This is a genomic window from Pseudomonas sp. PF05 (assembly GCF_056521845.1).
In genome coordinates, this window is record NZ_JBWLPW010000015.1 from 1 (window position 1) to 20,626 (window position 20,626).

Annotated in this window: 19 protein-coding genes; 9 read left to right on the forward strand and 10 right to left on the reverse strand. The window is 61.8% G+C overall.

Annotation, left to right across the window (positions count from 1 at the left end; genetic code table 11):
* Positions 1-132 precede the first annotated feature (132 nt).
* Complete coding sequence (gene ppx, locus AC09SL_RS22260; protein WP_058542301.1) at positions 133-1,635, forward strand: exopolyphosphatase; 1,503 nt, start codon at positions 133-135, stop codon at positions 1,633-1,635.
* Positions 1,636-1,840: 205 nt separating this feature from the next.
* Here the strand turns inward: ppx and ppk1 are convergent, their stop codons facing one another.
* Positions 1,841-4,057, reverse strand: coding sequence for a polyphosphate kinase 1 (gene ppk1, locus AC09SL_RS22265; RefSeq protein ID WP_058542302.1), 2,217 nt, complete (start codon positions 4,055-4,057; stop codon positions 1,841-1,843).
* Positions 4,058-4,074: 17 nt separating this feature from the next.
* Positions 4,075-5,088: a porphobilinogen synthase gene (gene hemB / locus AC09SL_RS22270; RefSeq protein ID WP_024619873.1), complete on the reverse strand. Its 1,014-nt coding sequence runs from the start codon at positions 5,086-5,088 to the stop codon at positions 4,075-4,077.
* 205 nt (positions 5,089-5,293) lie between these two features.
* On the opposite strand from hemB, the gene AC09SL_RS22275 reads away from it, so the two are divergent.
* On the forward strand, positions 5,294-5,917 hold the full coding sequence (locus AC09SL_RS22275) for a DedA family protein (RefSeq protein ID WP_058542303.1): 624 nt from the start codon (positions 5,294-5,296) through the stop codon (positions 5,915-5,917).
* On the opposite strand, the gene AC09SL_RS22280 is transcribed toward AC09SL_RS22275, so the two are convergent.
* Positions 5,898-7,145, reverse strand: a complete 1,248-nt coding sequence (locus AC09SL_RS22280) for a sterol desaturase family protein (RefSeq protein ID WP_058542304.1) — start codon at positions 7,143-7,145, stop codon at positions 5,898-5,900. The genes AC09SL_RS22275 and AC09SL_RS22280 overlap by 20 nt on opposite strands.
* A 123-nt stretch (positions 7,146-7,268) precedes the next feature.
* Between AC09SL_RS22280 and elbB the strand changes: the two genes are divergently transcribed.
* Positions 7,269-7,937 (forward strand): isoprenoid biosynthesis glyoxalase ElbB, encoded by a 669-nt coding sequence (gene elbB / locus AC09SL_RS22285; RefSeq protein WP_058542305.1) that lies wholly within the window; start codon positions 7,269-7,271, stop codon positions 7,935-7,937.
* A 126-nt stretch (positions 7,938-8,063) separates the two neighbouring features.
* Here elbB and AC09SL_RS22290 read toward each other — a convergent pair whose 3' ends face one another.
* Entirely contained in the window at positions 8,064-8,519 is a 456-nt protein-coding gene (locus AC09SL_RS22290; protein ID WP_058542306.1) for a YaiI/YqxD family protein, read from the reverse strand.
* Positions 8,520-8,654: 135 nt separating this feature from the next.
* On the reverse strand, positions 8,655-10,553 hold the full coding sequence (locus AC09SL_RS22295; protein ID WP_058542307.1) for a cytochrome c/FTR1 family iron permease: 1,899 nt from the start codon (positions 10,551-10,553) through the stop codon (positions 8,655-8,657).
* A 315-nt stretch (positions 10,554-10,868) separates the two neighbouring features.
* Between AC09SL_RS22295 and AC09SL_RS22300 the strand changes: the two genes are divergently transcribed.
* The 4 genes from AC09SL_RS22300 (at position 10,869) to AC09SL_RS22315 (ending at position 14,198) form a co-directional block, all read left to right on the forward strand.
* A complete protein-coding gene (locus AC09SL_RS22300; protein ID WP_058542320.1) occupies positions 10,869-12,263 on the forward strand; it encodes a COG3014 family protein in 1,395 nt (464 codons plus the stop codon).
* A gap of 18 nt (positions 12,264-12,281) precedes the next feature.
* Positions 12,282-12,653 (forward strand): YcfL family putative periplasmic lipoprotein, encoded by a 372-nt coding sequence (locus AC09SL_RS22305; protein ID WP_058542308.1) that lies wholly within the window; start codon positions 12,282-12,284, stop codon positions 12,651-12,653.
* A gap of 210 nt (positions 12,654-12,863) precedes the next feature.
* Positions 12,864-13,451: a penicillin-binding protein activator LpoB gene (lpoB, locus tag AC09SL_RS22310; RefSeq protein WP_058542309.1), complete on the forward strand. Its 588-nt coding sequence runs from the start codon at positions 12,864-12,866 to the stop codon at positions 13,449-13,451.
* 3 nt (positions 13,452-13,454) lie between these two features.
* Positions 13,455-14,198 carry a hypothetical protein gene (locus tag AC09SL_RS22315; protein WP_058542310.1) on the forward strand — a complete coding sequence of 248 codons (744 nt, stop codon included), beginning with the start codon at positions 13,455-13,457 and terminating at the stop codon, positions 14,196-14,198.
* A 128-nt stretch (positions 14,199-14,326) separates the two neighbouring features.
* Here AC09SL_RS22315 and rhtB read toward each other — a convergent pair whose 3' ends face one another.
* The 3 genes from rhtB to AC09SL_RS22330 all read right to left on the reverse strand — a co-directional run bounded on the left by rhtB (position 14,327) and on the right by AC09SL_RS22330 (position 17,551).
* On the reverse strand, positions 14,327-14,959 hold the full coding sequence (gene rhtB, locus AC09SL_RS22320; protein WP_058542311.1) for a homoserine/homoserine lactone efflux protein: 633 nt from the start codon (positions 14,957-14,959) through the stop codon (positions 14,327-14,329).
* Between the two features lie 100 nt (positions 14,960-15,059).
* Positions 15,060-15,641, reverse strand: a complete 582-nt coding sequence (locus AC09SL_RS22325; RefSeq protein ID WP_058542312.1) for a mechanosensitive ion channel family protein — start codon at positions 15,639-15,641, stop codon at positions 15,060-15,062.
* Positions 15,641-17,551, reverse strand: coding sequence for an ATP-binding cassette domain-containing protein (locus AC09SL_RS22330; RefSeq protein ID WP_058542313.1), 1,911 nt, complete (start codon positions 17,549-17,551; stop codon positions 15,641-15,643). Before AC09SL_RS22330 ends, AC09SL_RS22325 begins: the two co-directional genes overlap by 1 nt.
* Positions 17,552-17,601: 50 nt before the next feature.
* On the opposite strand from AC09SL_RS22330, the gene AC09SL_RS22335 reads away from it, so the two are divergent.
* Entirely contained in the window at positions 17,602-18,066 is a 465-nt protein-coding gene (locus AC09SL_RS22335; RefSeq protein WP_058542314.1) for a TIGR02444 family protein, read from the forward strand.
* Here the strand turns inward: AC09SL_RS22335 and AC09SL_RS22340 are convergent.
* Complete coding sequence (locus AC09SL_RS22340) at positions 18,063-19,196, reverse strand: AlgP family protein (RefSeq protein ID WP_064106869.1); 1,134 nt, start codon at positions 19,194-19,196, stop codon at positions 18,063-18,065. The genes AC09SL_RS22335 and AC09SL_RS22340 overlap by 4 nt on opposite strands.
* Positions 19,197-19,387: 191 nt before the next feature.
* Between AC09SL_RS22340 and AC09SL_RS22345 the strand changes: the two genes are divergently transcribed.
* Positions 19,388-20,053 carry an FKBP-type peptidyl-prolyl cis-trans isomerase gene (locus tag AC09SL_RS22345; RefSeq protein ID WP_058542315.1) on the forward strand — a complete coding sequence of 222 codons (666 nt, stop codon included), beginning with the start codon at positions 19,388-19,390 and terminating at the stop codon, positions 20,051-20,053.
* 59 nt (positions 20,054-20,112) lie between these two features.
* Here the strand turns inward: AC09SL_RS22345 and AC09SL_RS22350 are convergent, their stop codons facing one another.
* The gene (locus AC09SL_RS22350; RefSeq protein ID WP_058542316.1) at positions 20,113-20,571 is read right to left on the reverse strand and encodes an Rsd/AlgQ family anti-sigma factor; all 459 of its coding nucleotides are present in this window, start codon (positions 20,569-20,571) and stop codon (positions 20,113-20,115) included.
* Positions 20,572-20,626: the final 55 nt, after the last annotated feature.

Sequence of the window (20,626 nt, forward strand, 5' to 3'; positions counted from 1 at the left end):
GCGAGAGCGAGCTCCCTCGCCACAGGGAAGCCAAGCCAACACTGCTCTGGCTCAAGGGTTTGGTTCAGGTGCGTTGGCGTAAGCGGTTGATCGTGGCAGGATGGCGAGGTTATCGACCGAGACTTTTTGACCATGCCGCTATCCCAAGCCAAGAATCTGTCCCTGATCGCTGCTATCGACCTAGGCTCCAACAGCTTCCATATGGTCGTCGCCAAGGCCCAGAACGGTGAAATCCGGATTTTGGAGCGGCTCGGCGAGAAGGTTCAGTTGGCCGCCGGTATCGATGACGAGCGCAAGCTCAGCGAAGAATCGATGCAGCGCGGGCTCGATTGCCTGAAACGCTTTGCCCAACTGATCAATGGCATGCCCCTGGGGGCCGTGCGAATAGTGGGAACCAACGCCTTGCGCGAGGCCCGCAACCGCACCGAATTCATCCACCGCGCCGAGGAAATCCTCGGGCATCCGGTGGAGGTAATTTCCGGCCGTGAAGAAGCCCGCCTGATCTATCTGGGCGTCTCCCACACCCTGGCCGACACCCCGGGCAAGCGTCTGGTGGCGGACATTGGCGGCGGCAGTACCGAATTCATCATCGGCCAGCGCTTCGAACCGCTGCTGCGCGAAAGTCTGCAGATGGGTTGCGTCAGCTACACCCAGCGTTATTTCCGCGACGGCAAGATCACCCCGGCCCGCTACGCCCAGGCCTACACGGCGGCGCGCCTGGAAATCATGAGTATCGAACACGCCCTGCACCGCCTGACCTGGGACGAAGCCATCGGCTCCTCGGGAACCATTCGGGCCATCGGCCTGGCCCTCAAGGCCGGCGGCCACGGCACTGGCGAGGTCAACGCCGAAGGGCTGGCCTGGCTCAAGCGCAGGATGTTCAAGCTCGGCGATGTGGACAAGATCGATTTCGAAGGCATCAAGCCCGATCGCCGGGCGATTTTCCCCGCGGGCCTGGCGATCCTCGAGGCGATTTTCGACGCCCTCGAGCTGCAACGCATGGACCACTGCGAAGGCGCCCTGCGCGAAGGCGTGCTCTACGACCTGCTGGGGCGTCATCACCACGAAGACGTGCGCGAGCGCACCCTGGGCTCGCTGATGGAGCGCTATCACGTCGACCTGGAACAAGCCGTACGGGTCGAGCGCAAGGCGCTGCACGCCTTCGACCAGGTCGCCGATGACTGGGACTTGAACGACGGGGTCTGGCGCGAGTTGCTGGGCTGGGCCGCCAAGGTCCATGAAGTGGGCCTGGACATTGCCCACTATCACTACCACAAGCATGGCGCCTACCTGATCGAGCATTCGGACCTGGCGGGCTTCTCCCGGGAAGACCAGCAAATGCTCGCGCTATTGGTGCGCGGCCATCGGCGCAACATTCCCAAGGATAAATTTGCCGAGTTCGGCGATGACGGCATCAAGCTGATTCGCCTGTGCGTGCTGCTGCGCTTTGCGATCCTGTTCCATCACATCCGTGGCACCCAGGAAATGCCCCAGGTGGCCCTGCACGCCAATGGCGATCAGTTGGATGTGTTGTTCCCAGAAGGTTGGCTGGAAGAGAATCAACTGACCCAGGCCGACTTCGCCCAGGAAGCCGACTGGCTGACCCGGGTCGCGATTGTGTTGAACATTCACTGATTGCTTGCCGGTGGCTCTGCAATCCCGCCTGCCCCCGCCGGGCCTGTAGGAGCTGCCGAGCGAAGCGAGGCTGCGATCTTTCCCCCTGACGCTTGAGTCTCAAGCGAAAGATCAAAAGATCAAAAGATCAAAAGATCAAAAGATCGCAGCCTTCGGCAGCTCCTACAGTACAGCTCCGCGGGAGCAAGCGCCCCCGCCGCTGAACTTAACGAACCGCCAACACCGGGCTGCTCAAGCGCTCGAGCAAGGTCGCCTGGGCGCTGCGCGGGTTCTGGTTGCCGGTCGGCGTGTTGCGGATGTAACGGCCATCCGACTGCAAGCTCCAGCTGTGGGTGTTGTCGGTAAGGTAGCTTTCCAGCTCCTTCTTGACCCGCAGGATCAGCTTCTTGCCTTCCACCGGGAAGCAGGTCTCGACCCGCTTGTCGAGGTTGCGCTCCATCCAGTCGGCGCTGGACAGGAACATCTGCTCCTCACCGCCATTGAGGAAATAGAACACCCGCGTATGTTCCAGGAAGCGCCCGATGATCGAGCGTACGTGGATGTTATGGGACACCCCGGCAATGCCCGGCCGCAGGCAGCACATGCCACGCACCACCAGGTCGATGCGCACGCCCGACTGGCTGGCCTTGTACAACGCACGAATGATCTTCGGGTCGGTCAGCGAGTTGAACTTGGCAATAATGTGGGCCGGCTTGCCATCCAGGGCGAACTGCGTCTCCCGGGCGATCATGTCGAGCATGCCCTTTTTCAGCGTGAACGGCGCATGCAGCAGTTTCTTCATGCGCAAGGTCTTGCCCATGCCGATCAACTGGCTGAACAGCTTGCCGACGTCTTCGCACAAGGCATCGTCAGAGGTCAGCAGGCTGTAGTCGGTGTACAGGCGCGCGTTGGCGGCGTGGTAGTTACCGGTGCCCAAGTGGGCGTAACGCACGATCTCACCGGCTTCACGGCGCAGGATAAGCATCATCTTGGCGTGGGTCTTGAAGCCGACCACGCCATAGATCACCACCGCGCCGGCCGCTTGCAGGCGGCTGGCCAGTTGCAGGTTGGATTCCTCGTCGAAGCGCGCGCGCAATTCGATCACTGCCGTGACTTCCTTGCCGTTTCGCGCCGCGTCCACCAGGGCGTCGACGATTTCCGAGTTGGCGCCGCTGCGGTACAGGGTCTGGCGCACTGCAAGGACGTGGGGGTCCTTGGCGGCCTGGCGCAGCAAATCGACCACCGGCGTGAACGACTCGAACGGGTGCAACAGCAAGATGTCCTGCTTGCTGACCACACTGAAAATGTTCTCGCTGTTTTGCAGCAGTTTCGGGATCTGCGGCGTGAACGGCAGGTATTGCAGTTCCGGATGGCTGTCCAGGCCGGTGATGCTGAACAGGCGGGTCAGGTTGACCGGGCCGTTGACCTGATACAGCTCGGTCTCATGCAGGTTGAACTGCTTGAGCAGGTAGTCGGACAGGTGTTTCGGGCAGGTATCGGCCACTTCCAGGCGCACCGCATCGCCGTAGCGACGGGAGAACAGCTCGCCGCGCAGGGCGCGGGCCAGGTCTTCGACGTCCTCGGTGTCCACCGACAGGTCGGCGTTACGCGTCAGGCGGAACTGGTAGCATCCCTTCACCTTCATGCCCTGGAACAGGTCATCGGCGTGGGCGTGGATCATCGACGACAGGAACACATAATTGTCGCCGGGGCCACCGACGTCTTCCGGCACGCGGATGATGCGCGGCAGCAGGCGTGGCGCCGGAATGATCGCCAGGCCGGAATCGCGACCGAAGGCATCGACGCCTTCCAGCTCGACGATGAAGTTCAGGCTCTTGTTGACCAGCAGCGGGAACGGGTGCGTCGGATCGAGGCCGATCGGGGTGATGATCGGCGCGATCTCGTCGCGGAAATAACGGCGCACCCAGGTCTTGATCTTGGTGTTCCAGTTGCGGCGACGAATGAAACGCACCTGGTGCTTTTCCAGCTCCGGCAACAGGATGTCGTTGAGGATCGCGTACTGCCGGTCAACGTGACCATGGACCAGCTCGCTGATGCGCGCCAGGGCCTGGTGCGGTTGCAAGCCGTCGGCGCCGGCCTGTTCACGGGCGAAGGTGATCTGCTTCTTCAGCCCGGCGACGCGGATTTCGAAAAACTCATCCAGGTTGCTGGAAAAGATCAGCAGGAACTTCAGCCGTTCCAGCAGCGGGTAGGACTCGTCCAGCGCCTGCTCCAGCACGCGGATGTTGAACTGCAGTTGCGACAGCTCGCGATGGATGTACAGGCTGCTGTCATCCAGGTTGGGAATCACAATCGCCGGGGCCGGTGCAGGCTCGACGGCAGCTGGGGCAGCGGGCTCCAATGCCGGCGGTGTCTCGGCAACCTGCTCGACCACGGGTTGAGCGTCTTTTACGGCAACTTCGGAGAGTCCTTCGGTATTCATCGCAAGTTCCTGGGAGGCTATTTCTGCTCTCGTAACAATTGGGCGGCGCGCACAGCAAAGTAAGTCAGGATGCCATCAGCGCCTGCACGCTTGAAAGCGGTCAAGGACTCCAGGATCACCCCTTCGCCCAACCAGCCGTTCTGGATCGCGGCCATGTGCATCGCGTACTCGCCGCTGACCTGATAAACAAAGGTCGGCACTTTGAATTCGTCTTTGACCCGGCAAAGAATGTCGAGGTAAGGCATGCCAGGCTTGACCATGACCATGTCTGCCCCTTCTGACAAGTCAGCCGCTACTTCGTGCAAGGCTTCCTGACTGTTGGCCGGGTCCATCTGATAAGAGGCCTTGTTGGCCTTGCCCAGGTTCAGGGCCGAGCCGACCGCGTCGCGGAACGGGCCGTAATAGGCGCTGGCGTACTTGGCCGAGTAGGCCATGATCCGCACGTTGACGTGACCGGCCACCTCGAGGGCTTCGCGGATCGCCTGGATGCGCCCGTCCATCATGTCCGACGGCGCCACCACCTGGGCTCCGGCCTCGGCGTGGGACAACGCCTGCCTGACTAGTGCATCGACCGTAATGTCGTTCTGCACGTAGCCCTCTTCATCGAGGATACCGTCCTGCCCGTGGGTGGTGAACGGGTCCAGCGCCACGTCAGTGATCACTCCCAGCTCCGGGAAGCGCGCGCGCAGGGCGCGGGTCGCGCGCTGGGCGATGCCCTCCGGGTTCCAGGCTTGCGCGGCGTCCAGGGACTTGAGTGTCGGTGGCGTGACCGGGAACAGCGCCAGCGCCGGAATGCCCAGCTCGACCCAGTGAGCGGCTTCTTCGAGCAGCAGGTCGATGGTCAGGCGTTCCACCCCGGGCATCGACGCCACCGCTTCGCGACGGTTCTCACCGTCCAGCACGAACACCGGCAGGATCAGGTCATTGGTGGTCAGCACGTTTTCACGCACCAGCCGACGAGAGAACTCATCACGGCGGTTGCGACGCAGGCGAGTAGCAGGGAACAGACGATTGGCGGGGGTAAAGCTCACGGCAGACTCCTGAGCCCGTGCTGACGGGCGAGCGTGACAGTTATAAGCGCCCATTATGACGAAGACATTACAGTTATGTGCACCTGCGTCCTGTCGTCGCAGTTATTGTCATTGCAGGAATTGTTCACGTCGAGACACATTTCGATACTTTCCTGAATGTGCCTGAAGGGTTAGGCTGCGCGTTCATTTCGCCAGCACCCAGACAATGCTCCAACAATTTCTGCATGACTTCGGCTACTTGGCCTTGTTTATCGGCACGTTCTTCGAAGGCGAAACTATCCTCGTGCTCGCAGGTTTCCTGGCGTTCCGTGGCTACATGGACATCAATCTGGTGGTGGTCGTGGCGTTCTGCGGCAGCTACGCGGGCGATCAGCTGTGGTATTTCCTGGGACGCAAGCACGGGCGCAAGCTCCTGGCCCGCAAGCCGCGCTGGCAATTGATGGGGGATCGGGCGCTGGAGCACATTCGCCGGCATCCGGACATCTGGGTCCTGAGCTTCCGTTTCGTCTATGGCCTGCGCACGGTGATGCCGGTGGCGATCGGCCTGTCAGGCTATCCGCCAGGCCGATACCTGTTGCTCAACGGCATCGGTGCGGCGGTCTGGGCCACGGCGTTGGCCGCCGCCGCGTACCACTTTGGCGCAGTGCTCGAAGGCATGCTGGGCAGCATCAAGAAGTATGAGTTGTGGGTACTCGGCGCGCTGCTGGTGCTGGGCCTGGTCTTGTGGCTGCGCCGACGCATCAAGAATGCGCGGCTGGCCAGGAAAGTCCTCGAAGCCGAGCGCCTGGAGCGAGCCCGGTCCAGCGAACCTACGACGCCAACCGAGTAAACCGGCTGCGACAACAATACAGCCCGATGCCGCTGAGCAGGCTGTAGCTGAGCAACCCGGCCCAGGCCCCATGGCTCATCACAGCGCTGGCCGGCCACAACCCGGCCAATGGCGCCAGCCATACCAGCGGCAGGTTCGAGGCCAACCGCAACAGCTCCAGCCTCAGCGCCCACGGGCGATTCTCCAGGGCCACGCCCAACACGAACAGCCCCAATGCCACGGCGCCCCAACCCAGCACCAGGGCGGCGACCGGCAGGCGGCTTTCAAGGTTCATCAAATAACTGCCCAGGGCAATGTAGACGCAGAACTGCAGCCCCACGTACCACTGCTGGCGCGCATCCAACGGCACTTCGAATTTGCGGAACTGGCTCAGGTCCGGCTTGTTCAGCGGGTACTTGGCCGCGACGTCCGCCGGTCGCCAACCGGTGGGCATGAACCAGATCCGCAGCTTGTCTCTCCAGCGTTCGGCCCGCCGCGCATCGGCCCACAGCTGTGCATAGAACTGCAGGTTGGCCCACAACGGATTCCAGCTGGCCAGTGGCGTGGTCACGCCGAAAATCACCGGTTCGTTGGCGTCTTCTTCCTGGAAAGTGCCAAACAGACGGTCCCAAATAATGAACACCCCGCCGTAGTTGCGATCCATGTAGAGAGGGTTCTGTGCATGGTGGGCACGATGATTGGACGGCGTAACGAAGCACCACTCCAGCCAGCCGAGCTTGGGAATGTGCTGGGTGTGGACCCAGAATTGATACAGCAGATTCAACGCCGCGACGCTGACGAAGACCACCAGCGGCACGCCCAGCACGGCGAGCGGGAGGTAGAAGATCCAGCTCAGCAGGAAGCCGGTGCTGGTCTGGCGCAACGCAGTGGAAAGGTTGTAGTCCTCGCTCTGGTGGTGCACCGAATGGGCGGCCCAGAGGATGTTGCGTTCATGGCCCATGCGGTGCAGCCAGTAATAGCAGAAGTCGTAGAGCACAAAGGCAAACACCCAGGTCCAGGCGCGGTCGGCAGGCAGCTCGATGACAGCCAGGTGTTTCAACGCAAAGGCGTAGGTCACCAACCCCACGCCTTTGGTCAACAGGCCCGTGGTGGTCGACAGCACACCAGTGCTCAAGCTGTTGATCGCGTCTGCCACACGGTAGTGGCTCACGCCCCGCCAGCGATCGGCCAGCAACTCGACGGCGATCAGCACGAAGAAAAACGGCACGGCATACAGGATGAAATTCATGACGCAACCCGGGCATGCAAGGCAGGGAGATAGTCGGCAGATTAGGTGTAGCTGCCCGATCCCCCTATGGCAACGAGTGACAAATTAGTAGACATTTAACGCCATGAATCTGGAGAAAAGCCCATGAGCAAAAAAATTGCAGTGATCCTTTCCGGCTGTGGCGTGTATGACGGCGCCGAGATCCACGAAAGCGTGATCACCTTGCTGCGTCTCGATCAGCGTGGGGCTCACGTCCAGTGCTTTGCCCCCAACATTGCCCAGTTGCATGTGATCAATCACCTGACCGGCGAGGAAATGCCCGAGAGCCGCAACGTGCTGGTGGAATCGGCACGGATCGCCAGGGGTAACGTAAAGGACTTGCGTGAAGCCAGGGTCGAGGACTTCGACGCCCTGATCATCCCCGGTGGTTTTGGCTCGGCGAAAAACCTGTCCAACTTTGCCGTCGAAGGCGCCGGCTGCACGGTCCAGCCAGAGGTCCTGGCACTGACCGAGGCCTTTGCCGAAGCCGGCAAACCGGTGGGGCTGATCTGCATTTCCCCGGCCCTGGCGGCGAAAATCTATGGCCCGGGCGTGGTCTGCACCATCGGCAACGACGCCGACACTGCCGCCGCCGTGATCAAAATGGGAGGCACTCACGAAGAGTGCACCGTCACCGATATCGTCGAAGACCGCGCGCGCAAACTGGTCAGCACCCCGGCCTACATGCTGGCGCAAAACATCAGCGAAGCGGCTTCTGGCATCAACAAGCTGGTGGATCGGGTGTTGGAGCTGACGCACGAGAACGACGCCTGACACCGCCAACTTCCTTCCTGTGGGAGCGGGCTTGCTCGCGAAAGCGGTGTGTCAGCCACTCGATGGGCCAACTGAACCGACGCCTTCGCGAGCAAGCCCGCTCCCACAAGGGGATTGAGGCAAAGCTCAGGAAGTTCGGCTCAGGCGCGTCAGGATCCGGTCCAGCGCATTGGCAAACCCTTGCTTGTCCCGCTCGCTGTACGCCGCCGGGCCGCCGCCCATGTGGCCCTGTTCACGTAAATCGGTGAACAGGTTGCGCACCGCCAGGCGATCGCCCATGTTCTGGGCATCGAACTCTTTGCCGCGTGGATCCAGGGCGGCGACGCCCTTCTTCACCAACCGGTCGGCCAAGGGCACGTCGCTGCAGATCACCAGTTCACCCGGCTCGGCGTGCTCCACCAGGTAATCGTCCGCCGCGTCAGGGCCACTGGGCACCACGATCAGCTTCACACAAGCCAGGGCCGGCTTGATCTGCGGCTGGCCGGCCACCAGCACCACCTCGAACCTGCGCTTCAAGGCGAACTTGACCACCAGTTCCTTCGCGGCTTTTGGGCAGGCGTCGGCGTCGATCCATACACGCATTGAGTGATTCCTTCTAGATTAAAAGCATCGCGGGCAAGCCTTGCTCCCACAAGCCTTGCTTCCATAGCCTGTGGGAGCAAGGCTTGTGTGGGAGCAAAGCTTGCTCGCGATCATGAGCGCAGCGAATGCCGCTGTTCAGGAAACCTGAACCCGACGCTTCTCCACCACCCAACTGCGCCCATACAGCACCACGATCGCCAGGATCGCCACCACTTGAGCGGCCAGCGAATAGGCATCGGCATGAATGCCCAGCCAGTCGAAGTCAAAGAACGCCACCGGACGGGTGCCGAAGATCCCGGCCTCCTGCAACGCCTTCACGCCGTGACCGGCGAATACCACCGACAGCGCGCACAGCAACCCGGCATTGATGCTGAAGAACAATGCCAGCGGCAGTTTCGCCGAGCCGCGCAGGATCACCCAGGCCAACCCGACCAGCAATACCAACGCCGTCGCGCCGCCGGCCAGCACTGCGTCATGCCCGGCGGGGCCCGCCTGCAGCCACAGGGTTTCGTAGAACAGGATCACTTCGAACAGTTCACGATAGACCGAGAAGAACGCCAGGATCGCAAAACCAAAACGACCACCGCCGCCCACCAGGCTGCTCTTGATGTAGTCCTGCCAGGCCGCGGCGTGGCGACGGTCGTGCATCCACACCCCCAGCCACAGCACCATCACACTGGCGAACAACGCCGTCGCGCCTTCGAGCAGTTCACGCTGGGCACCGCTGACGTCGATCACATATGCCGCCAGCCCCCAGGTCGCCAGGCCGGCCAACAGCGCCAACCCCCACCCAACGTTGACGCTGCGCACGGCCGACTGCTGGCCGGTGTTGCGCAGGAACGCCAGGATCGCCGCCAGCACCAGGATCGCTTCCAGCCCTTCGCGCAGCAGAATCAACAACCCTGAGATATAGCTCAGCGACCAGCTCAAGCCATCGCCGCCCAGCAGGCCGGCGGACTCCTTCAACTTGGCCTTGGCCGCGTCCAGGCGCTGGACCGCCTGCTCGACCGGCAAACCGTCCTGCAAAGACTGACGGTAGGCCATCAGGGACTTTTCCGTGTCCTTGCGTACGTTGGCGTTGACGTTATCCAGCGAGCTTTCCACCAGCTCGAAACCTTCCAGGTAAGCGGCCACCGACAGGTCGTAGGCCTGGTCGTGGTCACCGGCACGGTACGCCGCAATGCTTTTATCCAGGGTGGCCGCCGTGTAGTCGAGCAACTGCCCCGGGCCTCGTTGCACCTGCGGCGGCTGGGCACGCTGGGCACGGAACGTCGCCGCCGCTGCTGGGCCTTGCACGGCGAGGACTTCGGCCGGGGTCTGGCGCGCCAGGTCAGCGAGGTTGAAGACCTGTTCACCTTTGGCAGCGGCCGGGTCGGCGCTGAGACTGGCGATGTAGGTCGCCAGGTCCCAACGCTGACGGTCGTCGAGTTGATCAGCGAAGGCCGGCATGTCGGTGCCCTCGATGCCCATGCCGACGGTGTTGTAGATCGCATAAAGACTCAGGCGGTCCAGGCGCTGGGCGTCCCGCAAGTTGGCGGGCGGCGGTTCCAGGCCGACACCGGCAGGACCGTCGCCAGCACCGTTGGCCCCATGGCACACCGAGCAATTCTGGGCATACAGCGGCGCACCGCGGGAAGGATCGGGAGTGATGACCGGCGCCTGGCTGACTTCATACGCCACCGCCAACCTGGCCCCCAGTTGCCGCGTCAGGCGGGCGACATCCTCGCCGCCCTGGCGCTGGGTAATCGCACGGCGCAAGGTATCGATGCCTTGGACCAGCTCAGTCTTTTCCGGCTTGGCCGGCAGCCCGGCGATCAAGCCTGCCAGCACCTGGGTGAATTCAAGCTGCTCGCGGTATTCCCCCTCCTCGATGACCTTGCCTGCCTCCACCGTCGCAGGGTAGTCCGCGCCGATGTAATCCAGCAAATGCAGCGCCTGGGGGGCGCCCTCGACGGTGTCGGCCAGCAGCGGAGTGCTGCACAGCACAAGCAATGGCAGTGCAAGCCAGGCCAGGAAACGGAACGGCGCAGTCATGAATGACTCTCGGTTGGTAATAAGAAGTAACACATTGTTCACTTCCAATGACTTTGGCTCAAGAGCCGATGTGCTTTGGCGGCACATTTTCATCGGATTTCCTGCTTTGGAGGTGATGTCACAAAAAAGGCACTTCGAGATTGAAAAGCCATTACATAGCCAAGCGCCATGTTTATAATCGCGCCGCTTTCTTATTGTTAGATGGCATAAAAGCTCCTCTTTTTATGAGGAACCGACAGCGTCCCGACGCTTGTCCGTGGGATCGCCCCAGCCCGACCCGCAAACCCCCGGCTGTTTCTCAGGGAAGAAATGTTCATGGCATCCCGCGCCGTTTTTTCGGTCGCCCTTGGCGCGATCACCTTGTTGTCCGGCTGTTCGGCCTTTCGCAACTACGACAGCGAATTGGCCCAGACCAACCAGCAGCTGGCTTCCGGCAATGTCGACGCCGCATTGACGCTGCTGGAAAAGAACAACGCCAGCCAGGACAAGGACCTGCTGTACTACTTCGAGAAAGGTGAGCTGCTGCGCGCCAAGGGCGATTTGTCTGGCAGCCAGACGGCCTGGACCAGCGCCGATCAACAGGTTGGCCAATGGGAAGACGCGGTCAAACTCGACACGGCCAAGTACCTGGCCCAGTTCGGCAGCTTCCTGGTCAACGATAAGGTCCGCCGCTACGAAGGCTACGATTACGAAAAGGTCATGCTGACCACGCAGATGGCGCTGAACCTGCTGGCTGTGAATGACTTCGACGGGGCGCGGACCCAGATCAAGAAGACCCACGAACGCGAAGCGGTGATCGCCGACCTGCGGGACAAGGAATACCTCAAGCGCGAGGAAGACGCCGAGAAGCAAGGGGTCAAGACCGAATACAAAGACCTCAAGGGTTACCCGGTGGCCAGCCTCGACGCCCCGGAAGTGGTCAGCCTGAAAAACAGTTACCAGAGCGCGTTCAGCCATTACCTGGCCGGCTTCGTCTATGAAGCCCTGGGTGAAAGGGACCTGGCCGCACCGGGTTACCGCCAGGCAGCTGAACTGCGCCCCAACACCCCGCTGCTGGAGCAGGCCCTGCTCAACCTCGACAAGCCTGCCGCCAAGAACGACGACAGCGACATCCTGATAGTGGTGCAGAGCGGCCTGGCACCGTCCCGGGACTCGATCCGCATTCCCCTGCCCTTGCCGATCAGCGGCAACCTGGTCATCACGCCGTTGTCGTTCCCGCTGATCAAGCCTGACACCTCCACGGCCACCTTCAGCCAGATCGGTGTCGACGGCCGTCAGTTGGACCTGACCCAACTCAACAGCACCACCGCCATGTCCCGCCGCGCCCTGCGCGACGACATGCCGGGCATCATCCTGCGCACGACCGTGCGCGCCATCACCCGTGGCGTGGCGCAAAAGCAGATCAACGATACCAACCCACTGGCCGGCCTGGCCGTCGGCCTCACCTCGGCCGTACTCGAAGGTGCCGACACCCGGACCTGGCGCACCCTGCCCGACTACACCCAGGTGGTGCGCCTGCGCCTGAAGAAGGGCGAGCACCAAGTCACCTTGCCAAGCTCGGTGGGCGGCTCGGTGGTCAAGGTCACCGTCGACCAGCGCTACCAGGTCATCAGCCTGCGGGCGGTGGGTAACCAGGTGTTCGCCGGTGGCCTGTCGGCCCAGGTGATGCCAAACGCCAACCCGACTGCCATTGCCCTCAAGCAACCTTAAGAACGGAGTCTTGTTCACATGCGTTTAAAACTGATCACCGTCGGCGCCCTGGCCTTGCTGGCCGGTTGCGCCACCCCGCCGCCACCGGAGCCGGGCAGCGCCGCCAGCAAGGTCGTGGCGATGGGCAAGACCAAAAACATCGTGGTCGGCGCCATGCGCGTGGCCCGGGAAAACGGCTACATGACCGTCAATGTCCAGTTGAGCAACACCAGCTACAACAACAAGACGATGTATTACCGCTTTGCCTGGCTGGGGCCGGAAGGCTTTCCGATCGCCGAGGAAGAAACCTGGAAAAGCCTGACGCTGTACGGCGAACAGACCCGTTTCCTGCCGGCCATCGCACCGACACCCAAGGCGGTGGATTTCCGTTTGGAAATCAATACGCCTTGAGCCTGGGCCATAGGAGCTGATGTAGGCACTGTGTAGGAGCTGACGAGTGCAACGAGGCTGCGATCTTTCCCCAGACACTTGAGTCGCAAGCGAAAGATCAAAAGATCGTCCGAACGCGGCCCGAGCCTTCGGCAGCTCCTACAGTGCGCAGCCAGCGGGGATAAATCCCATCGCCACAAAACCTTTTATACAGTTATTGAGAGCACCCACATGTTCGTACGCATTTCCTCCCTCGCCCTCGCCGCCCTGCTGGTCAGCGGCTGTGCCAACAACTCGCCGGTCCTGGGCAACAAGAACATCAGCTACGGTGACACCAAGGCCGTGGAAACCGTGACCAACGAGTTCGGCTCCACCGACCTGCAAATGATCGCCGAATCCATGACCCGCTCCCTGGCCCAGTCCGGCGTTTTGCAGGGTCGGCCAGTGGTCCAGGTCTATGACGTGAAGAACAAGACCAGCGAATACATCGATACCCGTGAAATCACCACCAGCATCAAGACCCAACTGATGAAGACCGGCGCTGCCCGTTTCGCCAGCGACAACACCGCTATGGACAGCCAGGTCGACCAGCTCAAGCTGCAGAACCAGAGCGGCCTGTACAAGAAAAGCACCGTGGCCAAGACCGGCAACATGATCGCTGCCAAGTACCGCCTCGAAGGCTCCATCAGCTCGATCGTCAAGCGCAGCAGCGACTACAAGGACGTCTTCTACAAATTCAGCCTGCAGTTGATCGACGTCGAAAGCGGTCTGGCCGAGTGGATGGACGAGAAAGAAATCCGCAAGACCACGGAGCGTTAAACCATGCGCACATGGATAGGTATCATGGCCCTGGCCTGCGCATTTGGCGCGCAGGCGGCCCCAAAAGTCGCGGTGACCGACCTTGCGTACCAGGAGCGGGTGGAAGAATACATCCACACCGTTTCAGCGCAGAGCAACTTCCAGGCGAACCCTTACAGCGCCAGCGCTTCCTCGAGCTACGACGAGATGGAAGCCACCAGCAGCTACATCGAGCAGGGCGAACTGCGCAAGTTCACCGGCGACATCAAGGGCGAGATCCTGCGCAGCGGGATGTTCCAGCTGACCCAGGGCACGCCTTACACGGCGGCGTCCCAGGGCGACGTCTATGACGTGATCAAGCGCATCAAGGCCGGGAACTTCAAGGGTGCCGACTACGTGCTGTTCGGCACGGTGTCGGATATCGACTTCACCCGCGACATCAACGAGTTGGCCAATACCGACAGCTACTCGGCCGTGCTGGCGCTGACCCTGGTGGCGGACTTCAGCCTGATCAACACCAAGACCTACGAAATCACCTCGGCCTTTACGGCCATGGGCGAAGGCCAGGACACCAAGCTGTTGAACCATCGGGACGTTCACATCAGCCTCAATCGTCCACGGGTGGTGCGCGAAGTGTCCAAGGCCCTGGGTGAAGACGTGGCGCGGCAACTGAGCGAACAGCTCGGCGGTCCAAGCTACCAGCAACCGGGTGAGCAGGTGCAGCGCAACAACCTGCCTCGGGACACAGCGCCGGTGATCCTGCGCTGACCTCGTAGGAGCTGCCGAGCGAAGCGAGGCTGCGATCTTTTTTTCTTTCGCTTGAGATTCAAGTGCCTGGGAAAAGATCGCAGCCTCGCTTCGCTCGACAGCTCCTACAGCTCCACTCCCGCTCGGTTTTACACCGCAGCCTTGCGAATCGTCGCCAGCAAACCCGCCGCGCCAATGAACATACCCGCGAAGGTACGGTTCATCCGCCGTTGCTGTTTCGGGGAGCGCAACAGTCGCAGGACTTTGGACGCCAGCCCGGTGTACCCGGCCATGACGATGAGGTCGACGACGACCATGGTGACGCCCAGGATCAGGTATTGCTGGATCAAGGGTGCATGGGGATTGATGAACTGCGGCAACACCGCCAGCATGAACACCAGCGCCTTGGGGTTGCTGATGTTGACCAGGAAACCGCGAAACACCAGCGCCAAGGGCTTGCCGATGGGCCGCGGGGACGCATCGTCAGTCATGTCACCGGGAATGGCCCGCCACTGTTTGACACCCAGGTAGACCAGGTAGACCACGCCGAACCACTTGATCGCATAGAACGCAGTGGCCGACGTCGTGAGGATCGCGCCAACGCCAGCGGCGACGATCACGATTTGCAACGCCAGGCCCAATTGCAGGCCCAAGGCGTTCCAGTAGCCACGCCAGAAGCCGTATCGCAGACCGCTGGACATCGAGGCAATAGCGCCGGCACCCGGCGAAAGACTGATCACCCAGCATGCGGCAAAAAACGCCAACCATGTTTCCAGCACCATCGCACACCTCGGCTCAGATTCGTCTAACCGCCTAAGCTAATGCGCCTTCGGGCGGTTGACCACCGCTTTTTGCAACGTCAGTCGATCGGCCAGCACCGGCTCATTCGACGAAACCACCCACCGGAAACGCTTCGCTGCCGCGCCAGCGTCGTACCGAACGCTGGAAGAACAGGCTATTGGGTACTTGCACCATGGCGCTGCCGGTGCCGAGTTCCTCGGGTTCGATCAGCGTGGTGTACAGCAGGTTGATCGCCACCACGCGCCCCTTGATGCCAGGCTTGTCGGTGGTGTCCACCAACTCGACCACATCGCCCAGGCGAAACGGTCCGACGGTGTAGATCAAAACGGCACAGAGCAGGTTCGACAGCACGCTCCAGATGGCAAAGAACGCCACCGCTGCCACCGCAACGAATCCCGACAGTGCCGTCCACAGCACCGTAGCCGAGACGCCCAGGCGTTCGAGCACCACCAGCACTGCGCTGCCCATGATCAGCCAGCGCAGTATGCCCCGCAGGATAATGACCAGTTGGGGTGGGAACGGGTAACGCTCGCCCAGGCCTGTCAGGGTCCGCGCCACGACACGCTGCGCGACATAACCGGCCAGCAGGATCAGCAGGATTTGCACACCCAGCCAGATCGGCTCGATCCACATGACCGGAATAGGCAACGCCAGCGCTTCCATCAGGACAATGCCTCCAGCTCCGCTTGCAGGGTTTCCAGCAGTTCCAGCGCTTGCATCCACGCCTCCTCGAGCTCCGCTTCCCGAACCTTCAGTTTGGCCTGCTCGGCCAGCAGGTCACGCAACTCATCCTTGCGCGCCGCCTCGTAGAGACCACTGTCGCCAAGGCTGGTTTCGATCTTTTGCAGTTTTTCATGCAACTTGCCCAGCTCGGCTTCGAGCTTGTCGGCCTCGCGCTTGTGCGGCGCCAGTTGCTGGCGCAATGCGGCGGCGGCCTGGCGCTGGGCTTTCTTGTCGGTCTTGTCCGGGTTGACCGGCGTGCTGCTGACCGGTGCGTTGCGCTGGCGGTATTCCACCAACCAACGGGCGTAGTCTTCCAGGTCGCCGTCGAACTCCTCGACCTTGCCGTCGGCCACCAGGAAGAAATTATCCGTGGTGCTCTTGAGCAAATGCCGATCGTGGGACACCACCAGCACTGCGCCATTGAATTCTTGCAACGCCATGGTCAGGGCCAGGCGCATCTCCAGGTCCAGGTGGTTGGTCGGCTCGTCGAGCAGCAACAGGTTCGGCCGGCCCCAGGCAATCAACGCCAGCGCCAGGCGCGCCTTTTCGCCACCGGAGAAATTCAGCACCGGCTCGTCGATGCGCGCCCCGCGAAAATCGAAACCGCCGAGAAAATCGCGCAGGGTCTGCTCACGCTCGGTCGGCGCCAACCGTTGCAGGTGCAGCAGGGGGCTGGCCTTGGAATCCAGGGAATCGAGCTGATGCTGGGCGAAGTAGCCGACCACCGTGTTCTCGCCCCGGGTCAGGCGCCCGGCCAGAGGCTGGAGTTCGCCGGAAAGGTTCTTGATCAGGGTCGATTTACCGGCACCGTTGGGCCCCAGCAGACCGATCCGCGCACCCGGGGTCAGTTGCAGCTTGACCTTCTCCAGCACCGTCTTGTCGCCGTAGCCCAGGCGCGCGTCGGACAGGTCGATCAGCGGGCTGGAAATCTTGGTCGATTCGCGGAAGACGAAATCAAACGGCGAATCGACGTGGGCCGCCGACAGCTCTTCCATCCGCTCCAGCGCCTTGATCCGGCTCTGGGCCTGGCGGGCCTTGGTGGCCTGGGCCTTGAAGCGGGCGATGTAGCTTTCCATGTGCGCACGTTGCGCCTGTTGCTTCTCGTAGGCCTGCTGTTGCTGGGCCAGGCGTTCGGCACGCGCGCGCTCGAAAGCACTGTAGCCGCCGCGGTAAAGGGTGAGCTTGCGCTGATCGACATGGGCCACGTGGTCCACCACCGCGTCGAGGAAATCACGGTCGTGGGAAATCAGCAGCAGGGTGCCGGGGTAACTCTTGAGCCAGTCTTCGAGCCAGATGATAGCGTCGAGGTCCAAGTGGTTGGTCGGCTCATCGAGCAACAGCAGATCCGAAGGGCACATCAAGGCCTGGGCCAAGTTCAGGCGCATCCGCCAGCCACCGGAGAAGTCCCCGACCTGGCGATCCATCTGCTCGTTGGTAAAGCCCAGGCCGGCGAGCAATTTGCGCGCGCGGGCATCGGCGGTGTAGCCATCGGCAGTGTCGAGTTCCGCGTGCAGGCGGGCCTGTGCGGCACCGTCGTGGGCCGCTTCGGCCTGCGCCAGGTCGCGCTGCACCTGGCGCAGGCGCAGGTCGCCATCGAGCACGTAGTCCACCGCCAGGCGCTCGAGGGTGTCGACCTCCTGGCGCATGTGGGCGATGCGCCAATCGGCCGGCAACAGGCAATCACCCGAGTCGGGGTGCAGCTCGCCTCGCAGCAAGGCGAACAGGCTCGATTTGCCGGCGCCGTTGGCACCGATGAGGCCGGCTTTGTGGCCGGCGTGCAGGGTCAGCTCGGCGTCTTCTAGCAGACGTTGCGGGCCACGCTGTAAAGTCAGGTTCTGAAGTCGGATCATAATGGCGGCGGAGTCTACCAGCTTCGCTCGCAACTGGCGCGAGTAGCACGATGTCCCCTGACCTGTGGAGTTTTTCCCTCGACCTCTATGCCAAGCCCGGCGTAGAGCCTGCCTGCCTGGCATCACAAGACGCCGGCGCCAACGTCTGCCTGCTGCTTTGTGGCTTGTGGCTGGCGCAGCGCGGCGTGGCCTGCAATGAACACAGGCTGCAGCAGCTTCGACAAGTGGCCGAGCCATGGGATACCGAGGTGGTGCGGCCGCTGCGCACGCTTCGTAGCCAATGGAAAACCAGCGCCCTCCAGGACACGGCACTCAATAGCCTGCGCGAGCAGGTCAAGCAACTGGAGTTGGCAGCCGAACGGCAATTGCTGGCGCGATTGCAAGCGTTGGCCAAGGATTGGCCCGGGGCACAACAGAACGATTCAGCGCAATGGCTGCAAGGGCTGGCGGCGAATGCCGGGCCAGCGATCCGCGACGCGCTGCATCAGCTGCGCGTCGCGGTGTCCGGCACTTAGGAAGCGCTGGTTGGGGTGCTGCTGGTGCTCGGCGCAACGGCGGTGGACGGGCTGGCCGCCGGAGTGCTGGCGGTTGGAGCCGGTGCCGCGGTCGGAGCCGGCGTCGCTGGCTTGGCTGCTGGCGCAGTCGACGGCTTTGCAGCGACTGGCTTTTTCACGGCAGGTTTGGCTGCTGGCTTGGCGGCAGGTTTTGCGGCGGCCGGCTTCGCGGCAGCTGGCTTGGCAGCAGGTTTTGCCGCAGCCGGTTTGGCAGCGGGTTTAGCTGCTACTTTGGCCGGTGCTTTGGCAGCGACGGGCTTGGCAGCCGTTTTCGCAGCAGGCTTGGCCGCAGCCGTCTTGGTTGCCGCAGGTTTGGCAGCTGGCTTGGCGGCGGCAGGTTTGGCAGTGGATTTTACCGCCGCTTTGGCAACAGGTTTAGCGGCAGCGGTTTTCGTCGCAGCGGGTTTTGCGGCGGCGGTTTTAGCGACAGGTTTGGCTGCAGCTTTTGCAGCGGGCCTGGCGGCAGCAGGTTTAGCGGCCGCCGTTTTTGCGACGGGCTTGGCAGCCGCCTTGACGACTGGTTTTTTTGCCGCAGGTTTTGCAGCACTGGCCGCGACGGGTTTGGCAGCAGGCTTGCTGGCAGCTTTGGCCGGCGCTTTCGCCGCAGGCTTGGCAGCGACTTTGGCCGGTGCTTTTGCCGCGACGGGTTTAGCCACCGACTTCTTGGCCGATACAGCGGTAGGCTTGGCGGCACGAAGTGTCAGCGCCTTGCCTGCGGCTTCCTGCACGCGACCGACACCCTGGGCCAGTTTCAGGCTTTCCTGGGCATCACGCTTGAGTTGCAGAATGTAGGCGCGGGTCTCGGACTGACGAGCCTTCAAGGCATCGAGCAGGTCTTCGAGTTCTTTCACGACTTCTTTGGCCTTGGCTTGCGCCTTGGCCTTGCCAGCGGTGGCTGCGTCTTGCAGTTTGGTGCGCGACTTGTGCAGTTTTTCCTGCGCTTTACCGCGTTGTTTTTCCAGTTTGGCGAGCAGTTTTTCAGCATCAGCCAGGGCTTGGGAGCAGGCGTTTTCCAAATGTTCGAGCAAGCTGCCCGAAAGTTGTTGGAGCAAGTGCAACGGAGTGTTTACAGGCTTCTTGGTGGCCGACATGGTTTACCTCCTGACTGACGTAAGTGCGGCTCATACTAGACCTCTGCTACAACCGCCGCTAGGGCATGTTGACACTACATAAGGCGTTGCGTTGCAAGAGACAAAAAATCTTCTGCGTCAGCGCCCAGGCAACACACCTTTATAGATATCGGCACTGGCATAATTTCTCGATTCGAAGCCGGAGAGCACACATGTCGCGTCACCTGTTTTTGTTCCTGTGCATGGCTTGCTCCACGGTCCAGGCCGTTGAAAAAACCAACGCAAACGATGCCCACGATCTGGCTTACAGCCTGGGCGCCAGCCTCGGCGAACGCCTGCGCCAGGACGTGCCGGACCTGCAGATCAAAGCCTTGGTCGAAGGCTTGCAACAGGCCTACCTGGGCAAGCCGCTGGCCCTCAAGGATGAGCGCATCGAACAGATCCTGGCCGAGCACCAGGCACAACTGAATTCGCAATCGACATCGCCGCAGATCGAAGCCGCGTTGAAAACGGAGCAGACATTTCTCAACGAAGAAAAGAACCGGCCCGGCGTCCAGCAACTTGCAGACGGCATCCTGCTGACCGAAATCAAGCCAGGCCACGGCGCGAAGGCCGGCCCGCACGGCAAGGTCCAGGTGCTGTATACCGGTCGACTGCCGGACGGCACCGTATTCGACTCAAACCGCCAGGCGCAGTGGTTCAACCTCGACAGCGTGATTGACGGCTGGCGCAGTGCATTGCCGCAAATGCCGGTAGGCGCAAAATGGCGCCTGGTGATTCCGTCGACCCTGGCCTATGGCGCCGAAGGGGCGGGAGATGTGATCCCGCCGTTCACGCCATTGGTGTTTGAAATCGAATTGCTGGGCGCGACGACCTGATGCCGGCCCAATAAAAAACGGTGCGCAATGCGCACCGTTTTTTCATGACTGCGAAACCCTCAGGCCTGGACCGCGTCTTCTGCCTTGTGAGCGGTGTGCAGCACTTCGATCAGGCAGTCTTCCAGTTCGAAACGTTCGTGCAGCAAGCCGCCCAGCTCCTTGAATTTTTCCGCTACGCACTTGCCTTCATCGCACAGGTCGTTGAACGCCAGCAGCTTTTCGGTAATGACGTCGATGCGCGGGTAGATTTGCTCGGCGAGCTCCAGGCCGCGCTTATCGTTGAAGGCCTTGGCCTCGCCCGTCAGTTGTTCGTAGATCTCGAAATGCCCGGCAGACACATAGTCGACCAGCACACCGCAGAACTCCTGCAAGGGTTTGCGGCTTTCGCCCAGCGCTTCAGGCCTGTCGCCGAGGGCATCATAGGCTCGAACCAGTTCGTGACGCTCCTGCAGCCAGCGATCGATCAGCAGATGCACCCCACCCCAGCGTTCCTGAGCATTCTGACAACTTTCGAGCATGGTGATTTCTTCCCTTGTGAGTCATGCCACTCGCAGCCTGTGCACGCCTGATGAT